The sequence below is a fragment of the Crenobacter cavernae genome (genome assembly GCF_003355495.1).
GTDB lineage: Bacteria > Pseudomonadota > Gammaproteobacteria > Burkholderiales > Chromobacteriaceae > Crenobacter > Crenobacter cavernae.
Genome location: NZ_CP031337.1, coordinates 1,750,114 through 1,773,798, shown reverse-complemented (window position 1 = coordinate 1,773,798; position 23,685 = coordinate 1,750,114). Strand labels below are relative to the sequence as shown.

General features: G+C 63.8%; 22 protein-coding genes. 17 read left to right on the top strand and 5 right to left on the bottom strand.

Features of this window, described 5'->3' with window-relative positions; genetic code table 11:
• Positions 1-38 precede the first annotated feature (38 nt).
• The 6 genes from glyA to DWG20_RS08570 all read left to right on the top strand — a co-directional run bounded on the left by glyA (position 39) and on the right by DWG20_RS08570 (position 6,626).
• A complete protein-coding gene (gene glyA / locus DWG20_RS08595) occupies positions 39-1,292 on the top strand; it encodes a serine hydroxymethyltransferase (protein ID WP_115433420.1) in 1,254 nt (417 codons plus the stop codon).
• 19 nt (positions 1,293-1,311) lie between these two features.
• Positions 1,312-2,691, top strand: coding sequence for an L-serine ammonia-lyase (locus DWG20_RS08590; protein WP_115433419.1), 1,380 nt, complete (start codon positions 1,312-1,314; stop codon positions 2,689-2,691).
• A gap of 10 nt (positions 2,692-2,701) precedes the next feature.
• Positions 2,702-3,811, top strand: a complete 1,110-nt coding sequence (gene gcvT / locus DWG20_RS08585) for a glycine cleavage system aminomethyltransferase GcvT (RefSeq protein WP_115433418.1) — start codon at positions 2,702-2,704, stop codon at positions 3,809-3,811.
• 47 nt (positions 3,812-3,858) lie between these two features.
• Positions 3,859-4,803: a lipoyl synthase gene (gene lipA, locus DWG20_RS08580; protein WP_245944686.1), complete on the top strand. Its 945-nt coding sequence runs from the start codon at positions 3,859-3,861 to the stop codon at positions 4,801-4,803.
• 94 nt (positions 4,804-4,897) lie between these two features.
• Complete coding sequence (purU, locus tag DWG20_RS08575) at positions 4,898-5,767, top strand: formyltetrahydrofolate deformylase (RefSeq protein WP_115433416.1); 870 nt, start codon at positions 4,898-4,900, stop codon at positions 5,765-5,767.
• Between the two features lie 10 nt (positions 5,768-5,777).
• Positions 5,778-6,626 carry a methylenetetrahydrofolate reductase gene (locus DWG20_RS08570; RefSeq protein WP_115433415.1) on the top strand — a complete coding sequence of 283 codons (849 nt, stop codon included), beginning with the start codon at positions 5,778-5,780 and terminating at the stop codon, positions 6,624-6,626.
• 6 nt (positions 6,627-6,632) lie between these two features.
• Here the strand turns inward: DWG20_RS08570 and DWG20_RS08565 are convergent, their stop codons facing one another.
• The 3 genes from DWG20_RS08565 to aptA all read right to left on the bottom strand — a co-directional run bounded on the left by DWG20_RS08565 (position 6,633) and on the right by aptA (position 10,467).
• Complete coding sequence (locus tag DWG20_RS08565; RefSeq protein WP_147289933.1) at positions 6,633-7,388, bottom strand: hypothetical protein; 756 nt, start codon at positions 7,386-7,388, stop codon at positions 6,633-6,635.
• Between the two features lie 220 nt (positions 7,389-7,608).
• Entirely contained in the window at positions 7,609-9,108 is a 1,500-nt protein-coding gene (locus DWG20_RS08560) for a CoA-acylating methylmalonate-semialdehyde dehydrogenase (RefSeq protein ID WP_115433413.1), read from the bottom strand.
• Positions 9,109-9,141: 33 nt separating this feature from the next.
• Positions 9,142-10,467, bottom strand: coding sequence for an omega-aminotransferase AptA (gene aptA / locus DWG20_RS08555; RefSeq protein WP_115433412.1), 1,326 nt, complete (start codon positions 10,465-10,467; stop codon positions 9,142-9,144).
• 163 nt (positions 10,468-10,630) lie between these two features.
• Between aptA and DWG20_RS08550 the strand changes: the two genes are divergently transcribed.
• The 9 genes from DWG20_RS08550 to DWG20_RS08510 all read left to right on the top strand — a co-directional run bounded on the left by DWG20_RS08550 (position 10,631) and on the right by DWG20_RS08510 (position 17,153).
• A complete protein-coding gene (locus DWG20_RS08550) occupies positions 10,631-12,019 on the top strand; it encodes an aminotransferase-like domain-containing protein (RefSeq protein WP_115433411.1) in 1,389 nt (462 codons plus the stop codon).
• 336 nt (positions 12,020-12,355) lie between these two features.
• Positions 12,356-12,802 carry a hypothetical protein gene (locus tag DWG20_RS08545; protein WP_115433410.1) on the top strand — a complete coding sequence of 149 codons (447 nt, stop codon included), beginning with the start codon at positions 12,356-12,358 and terminating at the stop codon, positions 12,800-12,802.
• Between the two features lie 33 nt (positions 12,803-12,835).
• On the top strand, positions 12,836-13,432 hold the full coding sequence (locus DWG20_RS08540) for an adhesin (RefSeq protein ID WP_115433409.1): 597 nt from the start codon (positions 12,836-12,838) through the stop codon (positions 13,430-13,432).
• A gap of 147 nt (positions 13,433-13,579) precedes the next feature.
• Positions 13,580-14,377, top strand: coding sequence for a hypothetical protein (locus DWG20_RS08535; RefSeq protein ID WP_115433405.1), 798 nt, complete (start codon positions 13,580-13,582; stop codon positions 14,375-14,377).
• A gap of 49 nt (positions 14,378-14,426) precedes the next feature.
• The gene (locus DWG20_RS08530) at positions 14,427-15,119 is read left to right on the top strand and encodes a C39 family peptidase (RefSeq protein WP_115433408.1); all 693 of its coding nucleotides are present in this window, start codon (positions 14,427-14,429) and stop codon (positions 15,117-15,119) included.
• Positions 15,120-15,146: 27 nt separating this feature from the next.
• Positions 15,147-15,458, top strand: coding sequence for a hypothetical protein (locus DWG20_RS08525; RefSeq protein WP_115433407.1), 312 nt, complete (start codon positions 15,147-15,149; stop codon positions 15,456-15,458).
• Positions 15,458-15,844: a hypothetical protein gene (locus DWG20_RS08520; protein WP_115433406.1), complete on the top strand. Its 387-nt coding sequence runs from the start codon at positions 15,458-15,460 to the stop codon at positions 15,842-15,844. The genes DWG20_RS08525 and DWG20_RS08520 overlap by 1 nt, the downstream gene beginning before the upstream one ends.
• Positions 15,845-16,057: 213 nt before the next feature.
• Positions 16,058-16,855: a hypothetical protein gene (locus tag DWG20_RS08515; RefSeq protein ID WP_115433405.1), complete on the top strand. Its 798-nt coding sequence runs from the start codon at positions 16,058-16,060 to the stop codon at positions 16,853-16,855.
• Positions 16,856-16,904: 49 nt separating this feature from the next.
• Positions 16,905-17,153: a cysteine peptidase family C39 domain-containing protein gene (locus DWG20_RS08510; RefSeq protein ID WP_115433404.1), complete on the top strand. Its 249-nt coding sequence runs from the start codon at positions 16,905-16,907 to the stop codon at positions 17,151-17,153.
• Positions 17,154-17,343: 190 nt separating this feature from the next.
• On the opposite strand, the gene DWG20_RS08505 is transcribed toward DWG20_RS08510, so the two are convergent.
• A complete protein-coding gene (locus DWG20_RS08505) occupies positions 17,344-18,690 on the bottom strand; it encodes a sigma-54 dependent transcriptional regulator (protein WP_115433403.1) in 1,347 nt (448 codons plus the stop codon).
• An 11-nt stretch (positions 18,691-18,701) separates the two neighbouring features.
• A complete protein-coding gene (locus DWG20_RS08500) occupies positions 18,702-20,003 on the bottom strand; it encodes a porin (protein ID WP_220271942.1) in 1,302 nt (433 codons plus the stop codon).
• A gap of 536 nt (positions 20,004-20,539) precedes the next feature.
• On the opposite strand from DWG20_RS08500, the gene mutS reads away from it, so the two are divergent.
• Positions 20,540-23,068 carry a DNA mismatch repair protein MutS gene (gene mutS / locus DWG20_RS08495; protein WP_115434771.1) on the top strand — a complete coding sequence of 843 codons (2,529 nt, stop codon included), beginning with the start codon at positions 20,540-20,542 and terminating at the stop codon, positions 23,066-23,068.
• 99 nt (positions 23,069-23,167) lie between these two features.
• The gene (locus DWG20_RS08490) at positions 23,168-23,656 is read left to right on the top strand and encodes an acyl-CoA thioesterase (RefSeq protein ID WP_115433401.1); all 489 of its coding nucleotides are present in this window, start codon (positions 23,168-23,170) and stop codon (positions 23,654-23,656) included.
• The last annotated feature ends 29 nt before the right edge of the window (positions 23,657-23,685 follow it).

Below are 23,685 nucleotides of genomic sequence, written 5' to 3'. Positions count from 1 at the left end.
GGCCGAGCCCGGGCCGCATCCCCACAAAGGAGAGAAGAATGTTCAATAAAGACATGCAGATCGCCGGTTTCGACGACGCGCTGTGGCAGGCGATGGAAGGCGAACGCCTGCGCCAGGAAGACCACATCGAGCTGATCGCGTCGGAAAACTACGCGAGCCCGCGCGTGATCCAGGCGCAGGGTTCGGTGCTGACCAACAAGTACGCCGAGGGCTACCCGAGCAAGCGCTACTACGGCGGCTGCGAACATGTAGACGTGGTAGAGCAGCTCGCTATAGACCGCGCCAAGCAACTGTTCGGCGCCGACTACGCGAACGTGCAGCCTCATTCCGGAAGCCAGGCCAACGCCGCCGTCTACATGGCGCTGATCCAGCCGCACGACGTGGTGCTCGGCATGAGCCTCGCGCACGGCGGCCACCTGACCCACGGCGCGTCGGTCAACTTCTCGGGCAAGATTTATAAAGCGGTCCAGTACGGCATCGACAAGGCCGGCCTGATCGACTACGAAGAGGTCGAAAAACTCGCGCTCGAACACCAGCCGAAGCTGATCGTCGCCGGCTTCTCGGCCTATTCGCGTGTGATCGACTGGGCGCGCTTCCGCGCGATCGCCGACAAGGTCGGCGCCTACCTGCTCGTCGACATGGCGCACGTCGCCGGCCTCGTCGCCGCGGGCCTCTACCCTAACCCGCTGCCGTTCGCCGACGTGGTGACCACCACCACGCACAAGACGCTGCGCGGCCCGCGCGGCGGCCTGATCCTCGCGAAGTCCAACCCCGAGATCGAGAAGAAGCTGAACTCTATCGTCTTCCCAGGCATCCAGGGCGGCCCGCTGATGCACGTGATCGCCGCCAAGGCCGTCGCGTTCCAGGAGGCGCTGCAGCCCGGGTTCAAGGCGTACCAGCAGCAGGTGATCGCCAACGCGCGCGCGATGGCGGCGGTATTTCTCGAGCGCGGTTATGACATCGTGTCGGGCGGCACCGACAACCACCTGTTCCTGCTGTCGCTGATCCGCCAGGGGCTTACCGGCAAGGCGGCCGACGCCGCGCTCGGCGCCGCGCACATCACCGTCAACAAGAACGCGGTGCCTGACGACCCGCAATCGCCGTTCGTGACGAGCGGCATCCGCATCGGCACGCCGGCGGCGACCACGCGCGGCTTCAAGGAACCGGAAGTGCGCGCGATCGCCGGCTGGATCTGCGACATCCTCGCCGATATAGAAAATCCGGAAGTCATCGCGCGGGTGCGCCGCCAGGTCGCCGAGCTGTGCGCGGCCTTCCCAGTGTACGGCAAGTAAACGTAAGGAGGCGCGCATCATGGCCATCAGCGTATTTGATTTGTTCAAGATCGGGATCGGGCCGTCGAGCTCGCATACCGTCGGGCCGATGCGCGCCGCCGCGCGCTTCGCGCGAGGGTTGGCCGAGCACGGCCTGCTCGAGAAAACGGCCGCGGTGAAGTCCGAGCTGTTCGGCTCGCTCGGCGCGACCGGGCGCGGCCACGGCTCCGACGTCGCGGTGCTCTTGGGGCTGGAGGGCGAGGAGCCGGACACGGTAGACACCGACAGCGTCGAACCAAGAGTCGCGGCGATCCGCGCGGCCGGCGAGATGAAGCTGCTCGGCAGACATCGCATCGTGTTCAGGGAAAAGGAACACCTGATCCTCTACCGCCGCGAGACGCTGCCCTTTCACCCTAACGGCATGCGCTTCACCGCGCTCGACGCGGACGGCGAGGAGTTGGCGAGCAAGGTCTACTACTCGGTAGGCGGCGGTTTCGTCGTCAACGAGGAGGCGGCCGGCGCCGACCGCATCGTGCCCGATTCGACTTCTCTGCCCTACCCGTTCAAGTCGGGCAAGGCGCTGCTCGAACAGTGCGAGCAGCACGGGCTGTCGATCAGCCAGCTGATGCTCGAAAACGAGAAGGTGTGGCGCACCGAAGCCGAGATCCGCGCCGGGCTGCTCGCGATCTGGGACGTGATGCAGGCCTGCGTGCGCCGTGGTTCCGAGCGCGAGGGCATCATGCCGGGCGGCCTGAAGGTCAAGCGCCGGGCGGCCGAGCTGTATAGAAAGTTATCCAGCCAGCCCGAAGCCGCGCTGCGCGACCCGCTGACCATCCTCGACTGGATCAGCTTCTACGCGCTCGCGGTCAACGAGGAGAACGCCACCGGCGGCCGCGTCGTCACCGCGCCGACCAACGGCGCGGCCGGCATCATCCCGGCGGTGCTGCACTACTACACCCGCTTCGTCCCGACCGCCAACGACGATGGCGTGGTGCGCTTCCTGCTTACCGCCGCCGCGATCGGCATCCTGTACAAGGAGAACGCGTCGATCTCGGGCGCCGAGGTCGGCTGCCAGGGCGAGGTCGGCGTCGCGTGCTCGATGGCGGCCGGCGCGCTGGCCGAGGTGCTCGGCGGCAGCGTTCGCCAGGCAGAGAACGCTGCCGAGATCGGCATGGAACACAACCTCGGCCTGACCTGCGACCCGGTAGGGGGACTCGTCCAGGTGCCGTGCATCGAGCGCAACGCGATGGCGTCGGTAAAAGCCGTGAACGCCGCGCGCATGGCCTTGAAGGGCGACGGCAGCCACTTCATCTCGCTCGACAAGGTGATCCGCACCATGCGCGACACCGGCGCCGACATGAAGACCAAGTACAAGGAAACCTCGCGCGGCGGCCTCGCCGTCAACGTGATCGAATGCTAAAGGACAAACAATGAACGCACCGCTGAACCACACCCCGCTCTACGACCTGCACGTGGAGCTTGGCGCCAAGATGGTCCCGTTCGCCGGCTACGCGATGCCGGTACAGTATCCGCTAGGGATTTTGAAGGAACACCAGCACACCCGTCTGCAGGCCGGCCTGTTCGACGTGTCGCACATGGGCCAGGTCAAGCTGATCGGCCCTGATGCCGCGGCGGCTCTGGAAACCCTGGTCCCGGTAGACATCCAGGACCTGCCTACAGGCATGCAGCGCTACGCGCTGTTCACCGACGAGAACGGCGCCATCCTCGACGACCTGATGGTGTCGAACTTCGGCGATTGCCTGTACGTCGTCGTCAACGCCGCGTGCAAGGAGCAGGACATCGCCCATATGAAAAAGCACCTCGGCTGCGAGGTAGTGGAGCTCTCCGACCGCGCGCTGCTGGCGCTGCAGGGCCCTTCCGCCGCTGCGGTGCTGGCGCGGCTGTCGCCGGCGGTGGCCGAGCTGAAATTCATGCAGAACGCACAGCTCGAACTGGCCGGCGTGCTGTGCTACGTCAGCCGCTCGGGCTACACCGGCGAAGACGGCTACGAGATCTCGGTGCCGGCCGACAAGGCCGAACAGCTGGCCCGGCTGCTGTTGGCCGAGCCGGAAGTCGAGGCGATCGGCCTCGGCGCGCGCGACTCGCTGCGCCTCGAAGCCGGGCTGTGCCTGTACGGCCACGACATCGACAAGGCGACGACGCCGATCGAGGGCAGCCTCTTGTGGGCGATCTCTAAGAACCGCCGCCCCGGCGGCGAGCGCGAAGGCGGCTACCCGGGCGCCGACGTGGTCGCGCGCCAGATCGCCGACGGCGTCGAGAAGAAACGCGTCGGCTTCGTCGTCAAGGACAAGGTGCCGGTGCGCGAAGGCGCCGAGATCACCGACGAAAACGGCAACGTGATCGGCAAGGTCACCAGCGGCGGCTTCGGCCCGAGCTTCGCAGGCCCGGTCGGCATGGGCTACGTCGGTATCGAGCATGCGGCGGCCGGCACCGCGCTGTTCGCGATCGTGCGCGGCAAGCCGATTTCTATCGAGGTCGCCAAGACCCCGTTCGTGCCGCAGCGCTACTACAGGGGCTAAAAGACATGGCCGACGTCGCAGTCAAGCCCGCGAAACTGGAGGCCCCGATGAAAACAGGTGTCAAGCTGTCGGCCGCCGAGAAGGTCGCGCGCATCCCGGTGAAGATCGCGCCGACCGAGCGCAGCGAAATGCTGCGCAAACCGGAGTGGATCCGCGCCGCGTTTCCCGGCAGCAAGGAAGTATTGGAACTGAAGAAGACGCTGCGCGAGCACCAGCTCGTCACCGTCTGCGAGGAGGCGAGCTGCCCGAACTTGGGCGAGTGCTTCAGCCACGGCACCGCGACCTTCATGATCATGGGCGACATCTGCACGCGCCGTTGCCCGTTCTGCGACGTCGGCCACGGCCGGCCTAACCCGCTCGACGCCGACGAGCCGCAAAGGTTGGCCGAGACCATCGCCGCGATGAAGCTGAAGTACGTGGTGATCACGTCGGTAGACAGGGACGACCTGCGCGACGGCGGCGCGGCGCACTTCGCCGCCTGTATCGCCGAAACGCGGCGCTTGAGCCCGAACATCAAGGTCGAGACGCTGGTGCCCGATTTCCGCGGCAGGATGGCGATCGCGCTCGAGACCTTGGCCGAGGTGCCGCCCGACGTGTTCAACCACAACCTCGAGACAGTGCCGCGCCTGTACCGCGAGGCGCGCCCGGGTTCCGACTACGCGCATTCGCTCGCCCTCTTGGAAGCGTTCAAGGCCGAACGGCCGGATGTGCCTACCAAGTCGGGGCTGATGCTGGGCCTCGGGGAAACCAACGACGAGATCGTAGACGTGATGCGCGACTTGAGAGTCCACCAGGTAGACATGCTGACGCTAGGCCAGTACCTGCAGCCGAGCCGCCACCACCTGCCGGTCAAGCGCTTTGTCACGCCTTCTGAGTTCGCGTCCCTGCGCGAGACGGCGCTGGCGATGGGTTTTTCCCAGGTCGCCGCCGGGCCGATGGTCAGATCGAGCTACCACGCCGACCTGCAGGCCCGTGGCGAGATCGTCGCCTGAGCCTTATCCACGCAAGATGAGACGGCGCACCCCGCCGCAACACTATCCATCCAAGACCGGGCGGCGTGATCCGCCGCCCGTAAAGGAGGCCACCATGTTCCAGACCGAACACACCGCCTACATCTTGACTTTGTCGTGCCCGAGCGGCCCCGGCCAGGTCGCCGCCGTGTCGGGCTTTCTCGACGCGCGCGGCGGCTATATCGACGAGCTGTCGGTATTCGACGACGACATCGCCAAGCGTTTCTTCGTGCGTTGCCGTTTCCACGCCAAGAGCGCCGACGAAGAACGCCTGGCGCGGCTGCGCAGCGAGTTCGCAGACGTCGCGTCGCGTTTCTCGATGCAGTGGCAGCTGCACGACGCGGCGGCGCGCACCAAGACCCTGATCCTCGTCTCCAGCCTCGACCACTGCCTGAACGACCTGCTCTACCGCTGGAAGATGGGCGAGTTGCCGATAGACATCACCGGCGTCGTGTCGAATCACGCCAAGCTCGAGCCCTTGGCGGCGGCGCACGGTCTGCCTTACCACCACCTGCCGGTCGGCAGCGAGAACCGCGCGCAGCAGGAGGCGAAGCTCGAGGCGCTGATCGAATCGACCGGCAGCGAACTCGTCGTGCTCGCGCGCTATATGCAGATCCTGTCGCCGGGCCTCGCCGACCGGCTCAAGGGCCGCGCGATCAACATCCACCACTCGTTCCTGCCCGGCTTCAAGGGCGCCAAGCCCTACCATCAGGCTTACGACCGCGGCGTGAAGCTGATCGGCGCGACCGCGCACTACGTGACCAATGATCTGGATGAAGGCCCGATCATCGAGCAGGTGGTCGAGCGCGTCGACCACACGCACCGTCCCGAACAGCTGATGGCGACCGGCCGCGACATGGAATGCCTCGCGCTGTCGCGTGCGGTCAAGTATCACACCGAACACCGGGTCTTCCTGAACGGCGACCGCACCGTGGTGTTCCGCTAAGGGTGACGAAATGACACTGCCGATCAGCATCGAACTCTACCCGGGCATCAACCCGGCCGGCGCGGCGAGGTCGGCCGAGCTCGCGTCAAGGCTCGCGCCGCTGGCGCCGGCCTTCGTGTCGGTCACCGACGGCGCCGGCGGCATCAGCCGCGCCGCGGGCCTCGCGCTCTCCGACGCGCTTAACGCGCAAGGTTTCGCCGTCGCGCCTCACCTGTCGACGGCCGGCCTCGACCAGGCGACCGCGACCGAAAGGTTGGCCGAGTTTTCGGACAGGAAAGCGAAGACGCTGTTCGCGCTCAGGGGCGACACGCCGTCCGGCATGGGCGAGCGCGGCGACTTCCGCTACGCGAGCGATCTGGTGCGCTTCATGCGCGAGACTTTGGGCGATGGCCCCGACATCCTCGTCGCCGCCTACCCCGAGGTGCACCCGCAGGCAAAGAGCGCGCACACCGACCTCGCCGCGCTGAAGGCCAAGCAGGACGCCGGCGCGACCGGCGCGGTCACGCAGTATTTCTACAACGCAGACGCCTACCGCTACTTCGCCGACGCGGCGGTCCGTGCCGGCGTCACGCTGCCCATCGTGCCGGGCGTGCTGCCGTTGACGCGCGTATCGATGGCGAGGTTGGCCGAGGTACGCGGCGTCGAGCTGCCGCGCTGGATGAAACGCGCGCTCGACGCCTGCCACGGCGACGCGGCCGCGCTCGCAAGCTTCGGCCGCGAGGTCGGCGCGCGGCTCGTCTCGCAGCTGATCGCCGCAGGCGCGCCGGGCGTGCACTTCTTCGCGCCGGGCGCGGCCGAGATCGAGATGGCCAGCCTCATCCTCGCCGACACGGGCCTCACGCCGCCGAAGGCGGCGTAGACGGGCTCATTGGCGGAAAGGGCTCCACCACGGCGAGCTCGACGAGCCGGTCGAGCCGGGGGACGAACTGGGGGGCGGGGCCGACGCCGCCGGCGGTGCCGCAGAAGGCGGCGGCGTATTCGGCAGATTGGGAAGCTGGGTCGCGCCGGCGTCGGCGGGGATCTCGGGCGGACGCGCGCCGGCCAGGTCGTTCCGCCTCATCGCCTCGCCGGCGACCTGATCCGATCCGTCCGCCTTGTCGCGCTTGCCCACCGTCTCGGCGTCGAGTGCGTCGGATTCGACCGCGGCGATCGCGCTGAAACGGCTCTCGAACGCCACCGGGCCGACCGCGTCGCGCGTCTGCCGGCCGGTGCTGCTCGCCTGGTTTCCGCTGCGCCGGCGCCCCGCATCGTCCGCCGCGCCGATCGAATCGCTCGCCGCCGCCCAACCGAACTGGACGCGGTAGCGCTTGTTCGCATCGGCCGGCCGGAACTCGACGCGCAGCGTGTTCGCGCCGCGCTTGAGCTTCTCTCCCAGCGACGACACCGGCAGGCTGAGCGACGGCGCGACGCCGCCGCCGTCGGCCAGCACCGACGCCTTCGCGAGCTTCCGCTCGGAATGCAGCGCGCCGTTGACGTAGATGCGCGCCGTCCCCGGCATCACCTCGATCTTGCCCGCCTCGTTCTCGGCGCCGACGAACGGGGTGAACTTGAATTCCATGTTCACCTCCGCCTGCGCCAGCGCCGACGCGCCGAGCAGCAGCGCCATCGCGACTTTCTTCATGATCCGGCCCTCCCCAGGGTAGAAACAGGGCCGGAAAACGCCGGCCACTGTTCTCAATCTAGCAAGCCAAAACGGAAGCCGCGGGGGAATAAGGGTACGAGCGCGGCCGCGGCCGCGGCCTCCCCCTCCCCCCTCAAAAACCAAAACGCCCACCAGCGGCGAGCGTTCATCAGCAGTCATCAACGTTGGCCGAGCGGTCAGGGCTCGGCCAACCTTAGACTTATTTCATCGTCGGCATCACGAACTCGGCGCCCGAGCGGATAGACTGCGGCCAGCGCTCGGTGACGGTCTTCAGACGCGTGTAGAAGCGTATCCCCTCCATGCCGTACGCGTGGTGGTCGCCGAACAGCGACGCCTTCCAGCCGCCGAAGCTCATGAACGCCATCGGCACCGGGATCGGCACGTTGACGCCGACCATGCCGACCTGGATGCGGTGCACGAAGTCGCGCGCCGCGTCGCCGTCACGGGTGAAGATCGCGGTGCCGTTGCCGAACGCGTGGTCGTTCACCAGCTTCACCGCCTCGTCGTAGCGCTTCGCGCGCACGACGGCGAGCACCGGGCCGAAGATTTCCTCCTGGTAGATCTTCATCTCGGGGGTCACGTTATCGAACAGGCAGCCGCCGAGGAAAAAGCCGGTCTCGCCGCCGGAAACCTTCAGATCACGGCCGTCTACGACGAGTTTCGCGCCTTCCTGCACGCCGGCGTCGACGTAGGACTTGACCTTGTCGCGGTGTTCGCGCGTGACCAGAGGCCCCATCTCGGCGCCTTCCGCGTCCCACGCGGCGATCTTGAGGTCGCGCACCTTGGGCGCGAGCCGGGCTATCAGCGCGTCGGCGGTGTCGTCGCCGACCGCGACGGCGACCGAGATCGCCATGCAGCGCTCGCCCGCCGACCCGTACGCGGCGCCCATCAGCGCGTCGACCGCCTGGTCGAGGTCGGCGTCGGGCATCACCACCATGTGGTTCTTCGCGCCGCCGAGCGCCTGCACGCGCTTGCCGTGCGCCGTGCCGACCGTATAGATGTGGCGCGCGATCGGCGTAGAGCCGACGAAGCTGACCGCCTGGATGTCCGGGTGTTTGAGGATGGCGTCGACCGTGTCCTTGTCGCCGTTGACGACGTTGAACACGCCGTCGGGCAGGCCCGCCTCCTTAAGCAGCCGCGCGATGATCAGCGACGCCGACGGCACCTTCTCGGACGGCTTCAGGATGAAGCAGTTGCCGGCGGCGAGCGCTATAGGGAACATCCACATCGGCACCATCGCCGGGAAGTTGAACGGCGTGACGCCGGCGACGACGCCGAGCGGCTGGCGCAGCGAGTAGCTGTCGACCCCGGTGCCGACGTTCTCGCACATCTCGCCCTTCAACAGATGCGGCGCCCCGCACGCGAACTCGACGACCTCGATGCCACGCGTCAGCTCGCCGCGCGCGTCGTCACGGACCTTGCCGTGCTCGCGCGAGATCGCCTCGACGATCTCGTCGGCGTGCGCCTCGAGCAGTTCCTTGAACTTGAACATCACACGCGCGCGGCGCAGCGCCGGCGTCGCGGCCCACGCCGGGAAGGCGGCCTTGGCCGATGCGACCGCGGCGTCGAGTTCTTCGCTGCTCGCGAGCGGCAGCTCGGCGCTGACTTCGCCGAGCGCCGGGTTGTAGACGGGGGCGTAGCGGCCGGAAGCGCCTTGCTTGGCCTCGCCGTGGATCCAGTGATTCAGTTTGGCAACCATGATTCAGTCCTGGTGATTTGATCGGAATTCGGTTCAGCCGGCGGCGCGGATCGAGTCGGCGAGCACGTCGGCCATGCGGGTGACTTCATCCGGCGTCGAGATCATCGGCGGGCCCATCGCGATGATGTCGCCGGTGAAGCGGAACAGCACGCCGCGCTTCAAGGCTTCCTCGAACACCCTGAGCGCGCGCCAGCCCGGCTTGCCTTCGACAGGCGCGAACTCGACCGCGGCGGCGAGCTGGCAGTTGCGGATGTCGATCACGTTAGGCTCGCCCTTCAGGCCGTGCACCGCCTCCTCGAGCACGCGGCTTAGGTCGTTGGCGCGCGCGTAGATGCCCTCTTCCTCGATCACGTCTAGCGTCGCGTGTGCGGCGGCGACCGCGAGCGGGTGGCCCGAATACGTATAGCCGTGGAAGAACTCGACCGCGTGCTCGGGGCCAGTCATGAAGGCGTCGTAGATTTCGTCGGTGACGATGACGCCGCCCATCGGCACCATGCCGTTGTTCACGCCCTTGGCGAAGGTGATCAGGTCGGGCTTCACGTCGTAGTGCTGCGCGGCGAACGGCGCGCCCATGCGGCCGAAACCGCAGATCACCTCGTCGAAGATCAAGAGGATGCCGTACTGCGTGCACAGCTCGCGCAGCCGCTTCAGATAACCCTTAGGCGGCACGATCACGCCGGCCGAGCCCTGCATCGGCTCGACGATCACCGCGGCGATCGTCGACGCGTCGTGCAGCTGCACGAGGCGGATCAGCTCGTCGGCCAAGTGCGCGCCCCACTCGGGCTCGCCCTTCGAGAACGCCATCTTTTCGAGCTTGTGCGTGTGCGGCAGGTGGTCGACACCGGCAAGCATGCTCGCCGAGTACATCTTGCGGTTGGCGACCATGCCGCCGACCGAGATGCCGGCGAAGCCGACGCCGTGGTAGCCCTTCTCCCTGCCGATCAGCCGCGTGCGCGCCGCGTCGCCACGGATGCGGTGATAGGCCAGCGCGATCTTCAGCGCGGTGTCGACCGCCTCCGAGCCCGAGTTGCAGAAGAACACCTTGGAGAAACCATCGGGCGCCGTGTCGGCGATGCGCTCGGCCAACCTGAACGCCGGCGCGTGGCCCATCTGGAACGCGGTGCTGTAGTCGAGCGTGTCGAGCTGCTTCTTCACCGCGTCGACGATCTTCGGGTGGCGATGGCCGAGGCCGCAGCACCACAGGCCGGACAAGCCGTCGTAGAGCTTATGGCCGTCCTCGGTCCAGTAGTAGGCGCCCTCGGCGCGCGCGAGGATGCGCCGCTCGGGGTGCGCCTCGAAGTAGCGCTTGGCGGTGAACGGCATCCAGTAGGCGTCGAGATTCAGGTCTTCTATGGCCATGATGAGCTCCGTCTAGGTCTGTACTGCTCGCTGTATTGGTGACATTGGGCAAGACAACTTGCCGGCACGGTCAGTATTGGCGACGATGAGATCGAAAAACAGATACATGGCGGCGCTTCTTGCGGCTGCCTGTACTGCACGATAACCCGGTACGGTTTGCCCCATGCTCACGCTCGACAAGGATTCATCGACCTCGCTCACCGAACAGATCGTCGCCGGCGTCGCCCAGCGCATCGGCCGCGGCCTCTTGCCGGCAGGCAGCCGGCTGCCGTCGGTACGCGCGCTCGCCAAGACGCTAGGCGTGAGCCCGTTCACCGTCGCCGAGGCATACAACCGGCTGTCGGCGCAGGGCTGGATAGCGGCCAAGCCGGCGCGCGGCTACTACGTGCTCGCCAAGTCGCGCCCGGTCGCCGCACCGGCCTTGCGTGCGCCGGTCGACGAGGCTTGGCTGATCCGCCGCGTGTACGAGGACGAGGCGCTGACGCTGCCGGCCGGCGGCGGCTGGCTGCCGGGCGACTGGCTGTACGAGGAAGGCGTGCGCGGCGCGTTAAGGCAACTGGCGCGCGGCCCGGCCGAACGGCTCGTGCGCTACGGCCACCCGCAGGGCCTGACCGCGCTGCGCGAACACCTCGAGTGGCAGCTTGCGCTGCGCGGCATCGAGGCGCCGGCCGCGCAGATCGTGCTGACCCACGGCGCGAGCCAGGGGCTCGACCTGGCAATAAGGCTGATCGCGCGCCCCGGCGACGCGGTGCTGGTAGAAACGCCCGGCTACTCGAACCTGTTGACCGCGCTGCGCCACCACGGCGTGCGGCTGTTGCCGGTGCCGCGCACCGCCGCCGGCCCCGATCCGGAGGTGTTGGCGACGTTGGCCGAGCTCCACCGCCCGGTCGCCTTCTTCACCAACACGCAGCTGCACAACCCGACCGGCACCCGCACCAGCCCGGCGACCGCGTTTAGGCTGTTGCAGTTGGCCGAGCGCTTCGACTTCACCATCGTCGAGGACGACCCGTTCGCGGAACTGGCGATGCCTTCCGGGCCGACGCTCGCGAGCCTCGACGCCTTGAAGCGCGTGATCTACCTGGGGAGTTTCTCGAAGACGATCTCGCCGGCGCTGCGCGTCGGCTTCCTCGCGGCGAACCCCAACACCGTCGCGGCGGCGAGCCAGCTGAAGATGGCCGGCGGGTTGACGAGTTCCTTGCTCAACGAGGCGGCGACGCTCGCCATCGTCACCGACGGCCACTACCGCGCGCATCTCGAGCGCCTGCGCGAAAGCCTGGCCGAGGCGCAGCGGCGCGTCGCCGACGCCCTCGAAGCGCTCGGCTGGCGCGTGTTCCACCGTCCAAGCGGCGGTCTGTTCCTGTGGGCGGCGGCGCCCGAGGGGATCGATAGCAAAACCCTCACCGACGCGGCCGCCAAGGCCGGTATCGCGCTCGCGCCCGGCGCCTTCTACCAGTGCGAGGAAAACCCCGAGCCCGGCTGGTTCCGCTTCAACGTCGCGTGGTCCCTTGATGCGCGACTGTTCGACTTCCTCGCCGACCACGCGCCACGGTAAGGCGACCCACCCGCTCCCCTACCGGCGGGCTTATCGAGTCGTCGCAGCCCCGCCGAGCGCGACGGCAGGCTCAATTTAGAGACACATCGGGGCTCTCCATCCCCACTCCCTTCCCAGGCCAGTGGCCGATCCAGCCCTCAGCCGGACATCGCTTTCCCATCGCTTTCCCATCACTCCGCCACCACTTGCTGCCGGCCCCCCGAGAGTGTCTCGCCGGCGTGACAAATTCGGCCCTCTCGCCGTGACCTAAAAAATAAAAACCCAAACAAATCAACAACCTAAAAACATGGCACGGGAACTGCATAAGGGGAGGCACACCGAAACCCCGAGGCTCCCATGCTCACCATCCGCTCCATCACAACGCGTACCGCCCTGCTGATCGGCCTTGGCATCGGCCTTCCGGCTCAGGCATGGAGCGGCCCGGGCAGCAACGACGACCAGGAAATCCTGATTTCGCGTCCCGTGGATCCGCGCCCCGCCTACCGCCCCGACCTCCCCAAGTCGCCGCATACGACCGGCATGGAGGTGTCGCAGGAAGAGGTCATCAACGAGGCCTTGGCCGGGGTGCGGGCATTTAAAGACGAATCGATGCTGTCGGGCCAAATCGTGCCCCCCTTCGCATCGGGAGGCGGCAGCCTCGTCGGCAGCGCCGACGCGGTTACCGGCAGCATGGCAGCCAGCGGGCTGATCGGCGGCAACGGCGGCGGTTCCGGCGGAGCCACCGCCGGAGTCGGCCAGACCATCGACCGGGCCTTCTCCCCGCTGAGCGGCCTTAACCGCTGAGCCGGCAAGCCGCACAAGACAGGAAGATGCTTCATGAAACTTCGAGCCTGCTATATCGCACTCTGCCTCAGCCTGCCGGCGATGGCGGACGACCTGTCCCTGATCCGGGACAGCGGCGACGATTCAAACGGCGTGCTGTCGGTCAACCAGGCCGCCGGCGAGCAAAACCAGCAAGCCAACCTGCGCGCGCTGGCCATCGGCGACCAAACCTCCCGGGCCTCCTTGACGCTGTCGCAGGGGCTAGCCGGAGCCGGTCCGCAAGCCCCGGAACGGCAAGCGAGCGCAAGCATCGACGGCGCTTCATTTGCCGGCTTCAGCGGCATGCTCGGCGTCAACCAGACGAGCGGTTACGCCAACCGCTCGGCCAACCTTGCGGCGGTGGCGGTCGGCCCTTGGGCCCGCACCGAAATCACCGTCGCCCGGCCGGGCCGGCTCGGACAGGCCGACGACACGCTGCTGGCGCAGTCGGCCGGCGCGACCGAAGACCCCCAACAAAGCAGCGCGTCGCTGCCCACAGCCCAGATCGGCGACCAGGCTTTCCAGGGGGCGACCGGCGTCGTCCAGCTCAACCAGGTCGCGGGCAGCCTGAACCAGGCCGCCAACCTCCTCGCCGTGCGGGTGCTCCAGTGAGCATCGGGAAATGAATAAAGGAATCGGCCGGCCATCGTGACAACCAACACCTTGATCGACCGCGTTGCAGGTGTAGTCGCAGTTCCCGCAGTAGCCGTAGTGAAGCGGCATTCCGGTGCCGCATTTATCCCAAAAAGGAGAACGATCATGATCGCTAAGCTGCAAAAAACCGCCATCTTCCTCGCCCTGAGCGCCGCCATGTCGATGACATACGCAAACGACAATGGCACGGAATTGGAGAACACACTCGAAAACGAGATGGAGATCAGCACCTCCCTCGACAACGATTTCTCCTACGAGGAAGAGTATTCGGTAGAGGTCGAAGTAGAAGCCGAGTTCGACCCGGAACTCGAAAGCCTGGCCAACGCCAGCACCCATGACGTGCAGAAAAACCTGGATAACGAGGTGGATACCGAAGTTTCGTACGAGGCGGACGTAGAAGAGAGCGTGACCGACATCGAGGGCAACGCCGGCGTGAACGTGGCGGCCGGCGTGTTCAACCAGCAGGCCAACAATGTGGCGATCGCCAGCCTCGACGACGCGGAAGACGCCGCCGTGCGCGCCACCACCGCCTTCGAGCAGCTCAACGAGGACAATGAGATCGATACCGACTACTCGGCCATGGACGCCGACGTGGAAGAGTCTGTTGAAGACATCGAAGGCAACGTCGGCCTGAACGTCGCGGCCGGCATCGGCAACCAGCAGAAGAACGACCTCGCCATCGCCGTCGCCGACGAGGGTGTGCTGGCTTCCGCCTCCAGCACCGGCTTCCAGATGAACGCCGACAACGAAGTCGACAGCGACTCTGGCTGGTGGGGCAGCGCGACGAGCGCTTCGCTGTCCGACTCGGTCAACGACATCGAAGGCAACGTCGGCGTCAACCTCGCGGCCGGCATCGGCAACCAGCAGGTCAACACGCTGTCGATCGCCAGAGCCGGCGACTGATCAACCCACCTAAGGAAATGGGGGCGGGGCAACCCGCCCCCTTTTGGCCATGAACACCGCGACCCGCTCCCTGTTTGCCGCATTGGCTTTCGCCTGCTTCGCACCATCCCAGGCGGCCAGCCTGATGGTGCCGGCCTTTACCGGCGACGCGGCGCCGACCATGCGCGTGACGAGCCTCAGGGAAGCGCGCTTTGCCAACGTGATCGAACAGAAAACCGACTTCAGCTGCGGCGCGGCCGCACTGGGAACCTTGCTGAACTTCGCCTTCGGCAAGACGCTGACCGAAAGCGACGTGATTGCCGGAATGATGATAGGTGCCGACCAGGCTGCCGTGCACAAGATGGGGTTTTCCTTGCTGGATATGAAACGCTACGTCCAGCGGCTCGGCCTTCGCGCCTCCGGCTTCGCCGCCGGTCCGGAAAAAATGCTGGCACTCAAAATACCCGCCATCGTGCTGCTGAACGTCGATGGATACAGGCATTTCGTCGTTATACGGCGCTACACGCCGGAAAAAACCTATATCGCCGACCCGGCCATGGGAAACCGCACCATTCCGACCGAACAATTCAACAAACAATGGAACGGCATTCTGCTCGCCGTCGCCGGCCCGGGGTATCGGCTAAATACCCCCTTGCGGACAATCCCATCCGTATTGTCGGCGCGAAATACGGTCAATGAAGCCTACCCGGCGCAGGAAGCCGAGCTGCTCGAATATGGATTTAGCCACAGCGATTTTTTCTGAACAGATGTGTAAGACCGGGAGTCCATCATGAAGACTCGACTTAACACCTGCCTCATTACGCTTGCGCTGGGCTGCAGTATCGGAACAGTCCAGGCCCAGACAAGCTTGGCGTATGTCGCCGACAACGTACTGGGAGAGCAACGCGGCCGCTACCTGGACGCCGGACAGATCGTGAACTTCGGCATCCAGCTCGTAAGCACCTGGACTTCCCCGGATGGAAGCAAGAATGGCGTAGCCGCCGTATTAAGCGGCGCGCCCGGCTTTACACCCAACCTGACAGCGTACCGGCTCGACGCCGCCACCGCACAAACGGCATCTTCCCGCCCCCCCAAGGCCTGATGTCGGTCCAGGGTGTAGGCCAAGTCAACCAGATTGCGGGCAGTGCCAATACGAGCAACAACTCGGCCGACATTCTGGTCAGCACGCAGCCAGTCAATACTGCCGCACCGACTGCGCCCGGGCCGAACTGGCAGGAGGCCAACGCCGGCATGGCGGGAGTGACGCTGCACGACAACCAGCTACGCATCGAAATCAACAAGGGCGCCGCGGGAAATAGCTTCCAGAACATCGGCCAGGGTCAGGTTCTTCAGTTCACGCGCATCCAGGGGAATAACATGGCCGTCGAAAACTCGCTGCAAATCCAGATCGGCGTACGCCCAGACCTTTCCACGCAGCAACAACTTGCCATGCAAAGTTACCACTCCATGCTAACCGGAATGAGATGAAAGCTTATAAAACGACGCTGCTCTCATTACGTATTGACGTACAAAGGGGCTTGGGTAGCAAAGAGGGCCAAAATGGCCTCCCCCACAGGTGAAACAGTAGCGTGCGGAAGAGGCTTTGGTATCGATCGCGTTGCAGGTGTAGTCGCAGTTCCCGCAGTAGCCGTAGTGAAGCGGCATTCCGGTGCCGCATTTATCCCAAAAAGGAGAACGATCATGATCGCTAAGCTGCAAAAAACCGCCATCTTCCTCGCCCTGAGCGCCGCCATGTCGATGACATACGCAAACGACAATGGCACGGAATTGGAGAACACACTCGAAAACGAGATGGAGATCAGCACCTCCCTCGACAACGATTTCTCCTACGAGGAAGAGTATTCGGTAGAGGTCGAAGTAGAAGCCGAGTTCGACCCGGAACTCGAAAGCCTGGCCAACGCCAGCACCCATGACGTGCAGAAAAACCTGGATAACGAGGTGGATACCGAAGTTTCGTACGAGGCGGACGTAGAAGAGAGCGTGACCGACATCGAGGGCAACGCCGGCGTGAACGTGGCGGCCGGCGTGTTCAACCAGCAGGCCAACAATGTGGCGATCGCCAGCCTCGACGACGCGGAAGACGCCGCCGTGCGCGCCACCACCGCCTTCGAGCAGCTCAACGAGGACAATGAGATCGATACCGACTACTCGGCCATGGACGCCGACGTGGAAGAGTCTGTTGAAGACATCGAAGGCAACGTCGGCCTGAACGTCGCGGCCGGCATCGGCAACCAGCAGAAGAACGACCTCGCCATCGCCGTCGCCGACGAGGGTGTGCTGGCTTCCGCCTCCAGCACCGGCTTCCAGATGAACGCCGACAACGAAGTCGACAGCGACTCTGGCTGGTGGGGCAGCGCGACGAGCGCTTCGCTGTCCGACTCGGTCAACGACATCGAAGGCAACGTCGGCGTCAACCTCGCGGCCGGCATCGGCAACCAGCAGGTCAACACGCTGTCGATCGCCAGAGCCGGCGACTGATCAACCCACCTAAGGAAATGGGGGCGGGGCAACCCGCCCCCTTTTGGCCATGAACACCGCGACCCGCTCCCTGTTTGCCGCATTGGCTTTCGCCTGCTTCGCACCATCCCAGGCGGCCAGCCTGATGGTGCCGGCCTTTACCGGCGACGCGGCGCCGACCATGCGCGTGACGAGCCTCAGGGAAGCGCGCTTTGCCAACGTGATCGAACAGAAAACCGACTTCAGCTGCGGCGCGGCCGCACTGGGAACCTTGCTGAACTTCGCCTTCGGCAAGAAACTGACCGAGGCCGATGCTTGACTAACCGACGTCGACCGCCCGTCGTAGCCGGACAGCCCGTTCGAAATGGATCTCACTTTCCACGCTGACCTGCCCACGGATCATCGCTTGCAGCATGGGCTTTTCAGCAGTTCGACACGATCTGGGTAATGATCGCCTGGAGTATTACACGCCCTTCACAATTTATCTTTCCGCTTTCTTTCAAACCACATCAAACGTCCGCCAACTGATGCTTTCTCAATAATCGATAAAAAGTTGCACGCGATACGCCTAAAATTCGTGCGGCTTGAGAATTATTCCCATTATACAATCCAATTGCCATTTCTAGAGCCTCTTTTTCAGCCTTGTCCTTCGCCTCATCTATCGACAACAGCCGGCTTTCTGGCCCACTCGAAACATGGCTCAAGTTCATGTCGGCAGGTTTTATATAACGCCCACTTGCCATCACCAACCCTTGACAAACCCTGTTCGACAATTCCCTCACGTTTCCTGGCCAATGATGGTTTGTCAGTGCCTGAGCTGCCTCAGCCGAAAAGCGCTTTTTCGGCACCCCCAATTTATCTGCATGACATTCTATAAGATACCGAGAAATCGGCAATATATCGGTGAGCCGCTCCCGAAGAGAAGGGGTATGAAGGTGACAAACATTCAAGCGGTAGAACAAGTCTTCCCGAAAATGCCCACTCGCCACGGCTTGAGGAAGATTGACATGCGTTGCAGAGATGACCCTTACATCGATATCGATCGCTTTACTAGACCCTACACGGTCTATTGTGCCCTCTTGGAGAAAACGCAACAGGTTCGCCTGAGCCTCGATCGCCATATCGCCAATTTCATCAAGAAAAACCGCCCCGCCATCTGCAACTTCAATACGCCCTAAACGCCTGTCCTGCGCCCCCGTAAACGCACCTTTCTCATGACCAAATAATTCAGTCTGGACTAAACTTCCAGGCAACCCACCGCAGTTGATAGCCTGAAAAGGCTTGTCTGCTCGCGACGAGTGGCTGTGCAAGGTCTGTGCCACTAGCTCCTTTCCCGTCCCACTCTCTCCAGTAATCAAAACATTGACTTCGGTCCGGGCCAGTTTAAGAATGTCACTTTTAAGCTGCTGCATCAGCGGATGATCGCCGATGATTCGATCATGATGGATAACTTCCGCAGCTGCCAAACCACGTCGCATCATGACCTTACCATGGGCATGCCCCAGCATCACCGATAACCGTTGCATTTCAATTGGTCGGCAATGATAGTCGTAGCACAATTCCGATACAAAATGCTGCACATTGCTTTTGGTGAGTAAAATGCGATTTAGTACGACAATCCACTCCATATCCAGTTGTGCCACAACGCTGGATAGCGAACGTAAACTCCGCTCGAAACGGCCATCCTCGGCAAAGATCAAGCCGACGGTCGCCTGACGGACCATCCGGGACGTCGACAGCTGACGAACCTCAGCCACATTCACTATCGACCACCCCTCCTGCTTTATGCAGGACAATACCGGCGCAAGCTCTTGAGAGTTTCCCCCTACCACTACAAGTTGGCGCGGAGAGATCATGATCCGGCTCCTCAGAATGCATACGGGAACTTGATGGAAACAGAATAGTCGGGCGCATCCGGCGTCAATCCGGTAGCGAGGTTGGGAACAATAGACAGTTTTTTGGAAACAGCATAAGTCAGGCCAAGATTCATCGTTGCGGCATTGGCATCGCTCCCTGTCACCACCGAAAACTCGCCACCATCACCCTTTACGCGAGCAGAAGATGCCCTCTGCAGTGAGTACGACATTCCCAGGCTAAGCTTTTCACTGAGGGCAAAGGCAAAGCCGGCGCCGAACTGCCAGCTATTTCCCAGTTTAATGACCCCCGGCTGAACGACTCCGCGCGTCGCGCTGATATCATCGAAATGCTGCTTTCTATTATGGGTGTAGCCAATACTTGCAAACAGCACCGCAGGATCCACCGTCTTGACGAACGACATACCGGCCGACATCGACCAGATTCCGCTACCCGTTGGCAGTTCGTCGGGAATGCTCAGATTATCGTTACCCGGTACCGTATTAAGCTTTATACCGTAGGGCTCCTTTCCCGTTGGCGCTCTTGCACGCAGACTCACAACCATATCGGGATTATCAGCCGTCTCCTTGAGCAGCTTGTAAGACACGCCAAAACTTATATCCCCCAGCCTCGGCCCTTGATTGACCGAAGCTTGAGATATGCGTGAAGAGGCACCGCCCACCCCACCGGAGAAATAGGTGGTATCTCTCGCCACGAACGGCACATTCAGATCGAATTGCCAGCGGGGAGAGGGAGAGAGACGGGTGGTCAAATCAAAGGTATAACTATCGCTTTTCAAGCGATCCAGATTGATGCTGCCCAAAAAAATGGAATCAAGGGCCAAAAAACCGTTGAGCCGCAACTCTCGTGTATCGTAATGGGTGTATGTCAATCCGGGTTCGATAGAAAATTTTGTTCCAGAAAAAAATCCACTCGCTTCCTGATAGATATCCTCAACACTCTGACGCACCTGATTAGCCTCAGGATTTGAGCTTGCGCTTTCCCCTGCAACAATGAACTGTGCTCTTGAGGCATTTTTGACTGGCGGCTGGACTGATGCAACGGCAACCGGCGCGGGCGCTTTAATCAGGCTCTTCTGCGCGCCACCTGCGGTTAAACGCATCAACTCCTGCTCCAACCTATTCAAGCGTAGCTCTTGCTGTCGATTCTTCTCCGCGAGCAGAGAAACTTCCCGCTCCATCTGCTTAACCGTTTTTCCGCTTGCATAAATAGGCCACCCCAAAAAAATCAATCCATTTGCCGCCACGAATGCGTAAAACGGAACAACCCTCGCCACATTTCCAAAGTAAGCCATACCCCCCCCGACCCACCATGTTTAATAGATAACCCTGGCGTCATAACCACAAGCCATTCGATTTATTAGCTACTTACCTCAAGCCACTCGACGTGCCCACCTTTAATGCCGCAAAAAGCTTGCCACCTCCCATTTCCCTCATGAAGTTGCAGACCCGGAGGCCAGAGACTCACTGGAGGCGCTTTTACACGCCAGCACCTCGCCCCACTGCAGAGGCCACAGGCAAGGCGAATGAAACTCGTCGCCACCAAAAACCATTGACTATCGGAAATTATTTACTATAGTTATGCCTTTTAATATGGCTTTTTTATTCTATTGTCAGCGCCGATGACATCAATATATGAAATTTCTCATAAAACTGCGAGGAGCAATAGAGCCCCACCCCCGGTACCCTTCCGACTCGTGCCCACCTGCCCCGCCCTCCGCGAAAGCCGCACGATGGGCGCCGTTTCGCGGGATAATTGGAGTTTTTGTTCCGGCAACAGGAAAGAGACGTATCCGTGACCGCCGCACCGCCCGAAGTGAAGCACACGCCGATGATGCAGCAGTACCTCGCGCTCAAGCGCGAGCACATGGACAAGCTGCTGTTCTACCGAATGGGCGACTTCTATGAACTGTTCTTCGAAGACGCCGAACGCGCCGCGCGCCTCCTCGACATCACGTTGACCATGCGCGGCAGCAGCGCCGGCATCCCGATCAAGATGGCCGGCGTGCCCTACCACGCGGCCGAAGGCTATCTGGCGCGCCTGGTGAAGCTCGGCGAATCGGTCGCCATCGTCGAACAGATCGGCGACCCGGCGACGAGCAAGGGTCCGGTCGAACGCAAGGTGGCGCGCATCGTCACGCCGGGCACGCTGACCGACGCGGCGCTGCTCGACGACAAGCGCGACAACCGCATCCTCGCCGTCAACGCGGTCAAGGGTGTGCTGGGCCTCGCGTGGATCTCGCTCGCCAGCGGCGAATTCCGCGTGTCGCAGACGCGCGTCGACGACCTCGCCAGCGAACTCGAACGCCTGAAGCCGGCCGAACTGCTGCTGCCCGACGACGGCATCGCCGCGCTGGTCGACACGCTGTCGATTCCCTGCCAGAAGCGCCCGGCGTGGCAGTTCGACGCCGAGTCATCGACGGCGACGCTGACGCGCCACTTCGGCACGCGCGACCTCGCCGGCTTCGGCGCCGATGGCCTGCCGGTCGCGATCGGCGCGGCGGGCGCGCTGCTCGACTACGTGCTCGCGACGCAGGGCACGCACCCCGGCCATATCGCGAGCCTCGCGATCGAGAGCCGCGACAGCCACATCCAGCTCGACGCGGCGACGCGCCGCAACCTCGAAATCACCGAAACGATACGTGGCGAGGCGAGCCCGACGCTGTTCTCCCTGCTCGACACCTGCGCGACCAGCATGGGCAGCCGCGCGCTCGGCCACTGGCTGCACCACCCGCTGCGCTCGCACCAGAAGATCGCCGAGCGGCTCGAGGCGGTGCGCGCGCTCTTGGCCGGCTACGACGATGTCAGGCAAAGCTTGGCCGAGGTCGCCGACGTCGAGCGCATCACCGCGCGCGTCGCGCTGCGTACCGCGCGCCCGCGCGACCTGTCGGCGCTGCGCGACAGCCTCGGCCAACTTGCCGCGCTGAAAGCGCCGGTCGCCGGCCTCGACAGCCCGCTGTTGCAGCAACTGGCGCATTGCCTGCCCGACGACTCGCCGGTAGCAAGCCTCCTTTCCGTCGCGATCGATCCGGAACCGGCGACCTTCCTGCGCGACGGCGGCGTGATCGCCGAGGGCTACAACGCCCGACTCGACGAGCTGCGCGCGATCCAGCGCGACTGCGGCAGCTTCCTGCTCGAACTCGAGGCGCGCGAGAAGGCGCGCACCGGCATCAGCACGCTGAAGGTCGAGTACAACAAGGTGCACGGCTTCTACATCGAAGTGACGAAGGCGCAGGCCGACAAGGTGCCCGACGACTACCGCCGTCGCCAGACGCTTAAGAACGTCGAGCGCTATCTCACGCCGGAACTGAAGGAATTCGAGGACAAGGCGCTGTCGGCCAACGACAGGGCGCTTGCGCTGGAAAAGCAGTTGTACGAAGCGGTGCTGGATCAACTGGCGCCGCACATCGCCGAACTGAAGCTGATCGCGCAGGCGGCGGCGAGCCTCGACGTGCTCGCGACGTTGGCCGAGCGCGCCGATACGCTAGCTTACGCAGAGCCCGAGTTCGTGCCGGGTATCGAACTGAACATCGAAGGCGGCCGCCACCCGGTGGTCGAGGCGCAGGTCGAGCGCTTCATCGCCAACGACGTCGTCATGTCCGAGCAACGCAAGCTGCTCTTGATCACCGGCCCTAACATGGGCGGTAAATCGACGTATATGCGCCAGGTCGCGCTGATCACGCTGTTGGCGCACGTAGGCAGCTTCGTGCCGGCGACGCGCGCGGTGATCGGCGAGGTCGACCGCATCTTCACCCGCATCGGCGCGAGCGACGACCTGGCCGGCGGGCGTTCGACCTTCATGGTCGAGATGACGGAAACCGCCAATATCCTCAACAACGCGACCGACCGTAGCTTGGTGCTGATGGACGAGGTCGGCCGCGGCACGTCGACCTTCGACGGTCTGGCGCTGGCGTGGGCGATCGCCCGCGCGCTGATCGACAAGAGCCGCGCGTACACGCTGTTCGCGACGCACTACTTCGAGCTGACGAGGTTGGCCGAGGAGTTCGCGCAGGTCGCCAACGTGCATTTGAGCGCGGTCGAGCACCGCGACAGCATCGTCTTCCTGCATCATGTCGAGGACGGTCCGGCCAGCCAGAGCTACGGCCTCGCGGTCGCGGGCCTCGCCGGCGTGCCGGCCAGGGTGATCCGCGAGGCGAAGAAGCACCTGACGGAGCTGGAGAACCAGTCGGCGGCCGCCAGCCGCCAGCCGGACCTGTTCGTCGCCGCGCTGAACAGCGCGCCGGCAGAGGCCGAGCCGGATCCGCTCGTAGAAAGGTTGGCCGAACTTGATGTAGATGGCATGAGTCCGCGCGAAGCGCACGCCTTGTTGTACGAATTGAGCCAAGCCGCGCGTTTGTAACAAAAAAGACAGAAACTCATCGGACAAATTCGCGGGGTTTTCCTAGACTGAATCCGGAGCCCCCCTACCGCCCCCAACCCGACCCGACCCGAAAAGAAGATGGATCAACAAAACATCTCGCAACGCGAACTCACGATGTCGGTGCTGATGACGCCCGACATGGCCAATTTCTCCGGCAATGTGCACGGCGGCGTGCTGCTCAAGCTGCTGGACCAGGTCGCCTACGCCTGTGCCAGCCGCTACGCAGGCAGCTACGTGGTCACCCTGTCGGTCGACCAGGTACTGTTCAAGCAGGCCATCCACGTTGGGGAACTGGTCACCTTCCTCGCGTCGGTGAACTACGTCGGCCGCACCTCGATGGAAGTCGGCATCAAGGTCGTCGCGGAAGACATCCGCAGCCGCAGCGTACGTCACACCAACAGCTGCTACTTCACGATGGTGGCGCTGGGCGAGGACGGCAAACCGGTGGGCGTACCGCCGCTGGACTTGTCCGACGCGCGGTACGAGAAGCGTTTTCGCGAGGCCGAAATCCGCAAGAAGATGCGGATGGAAGCCGAGCGGCACATGAACGAGGCCGGGAAATCATAAGGCGGCGGAGGATGGCTTGCGTCCCAACC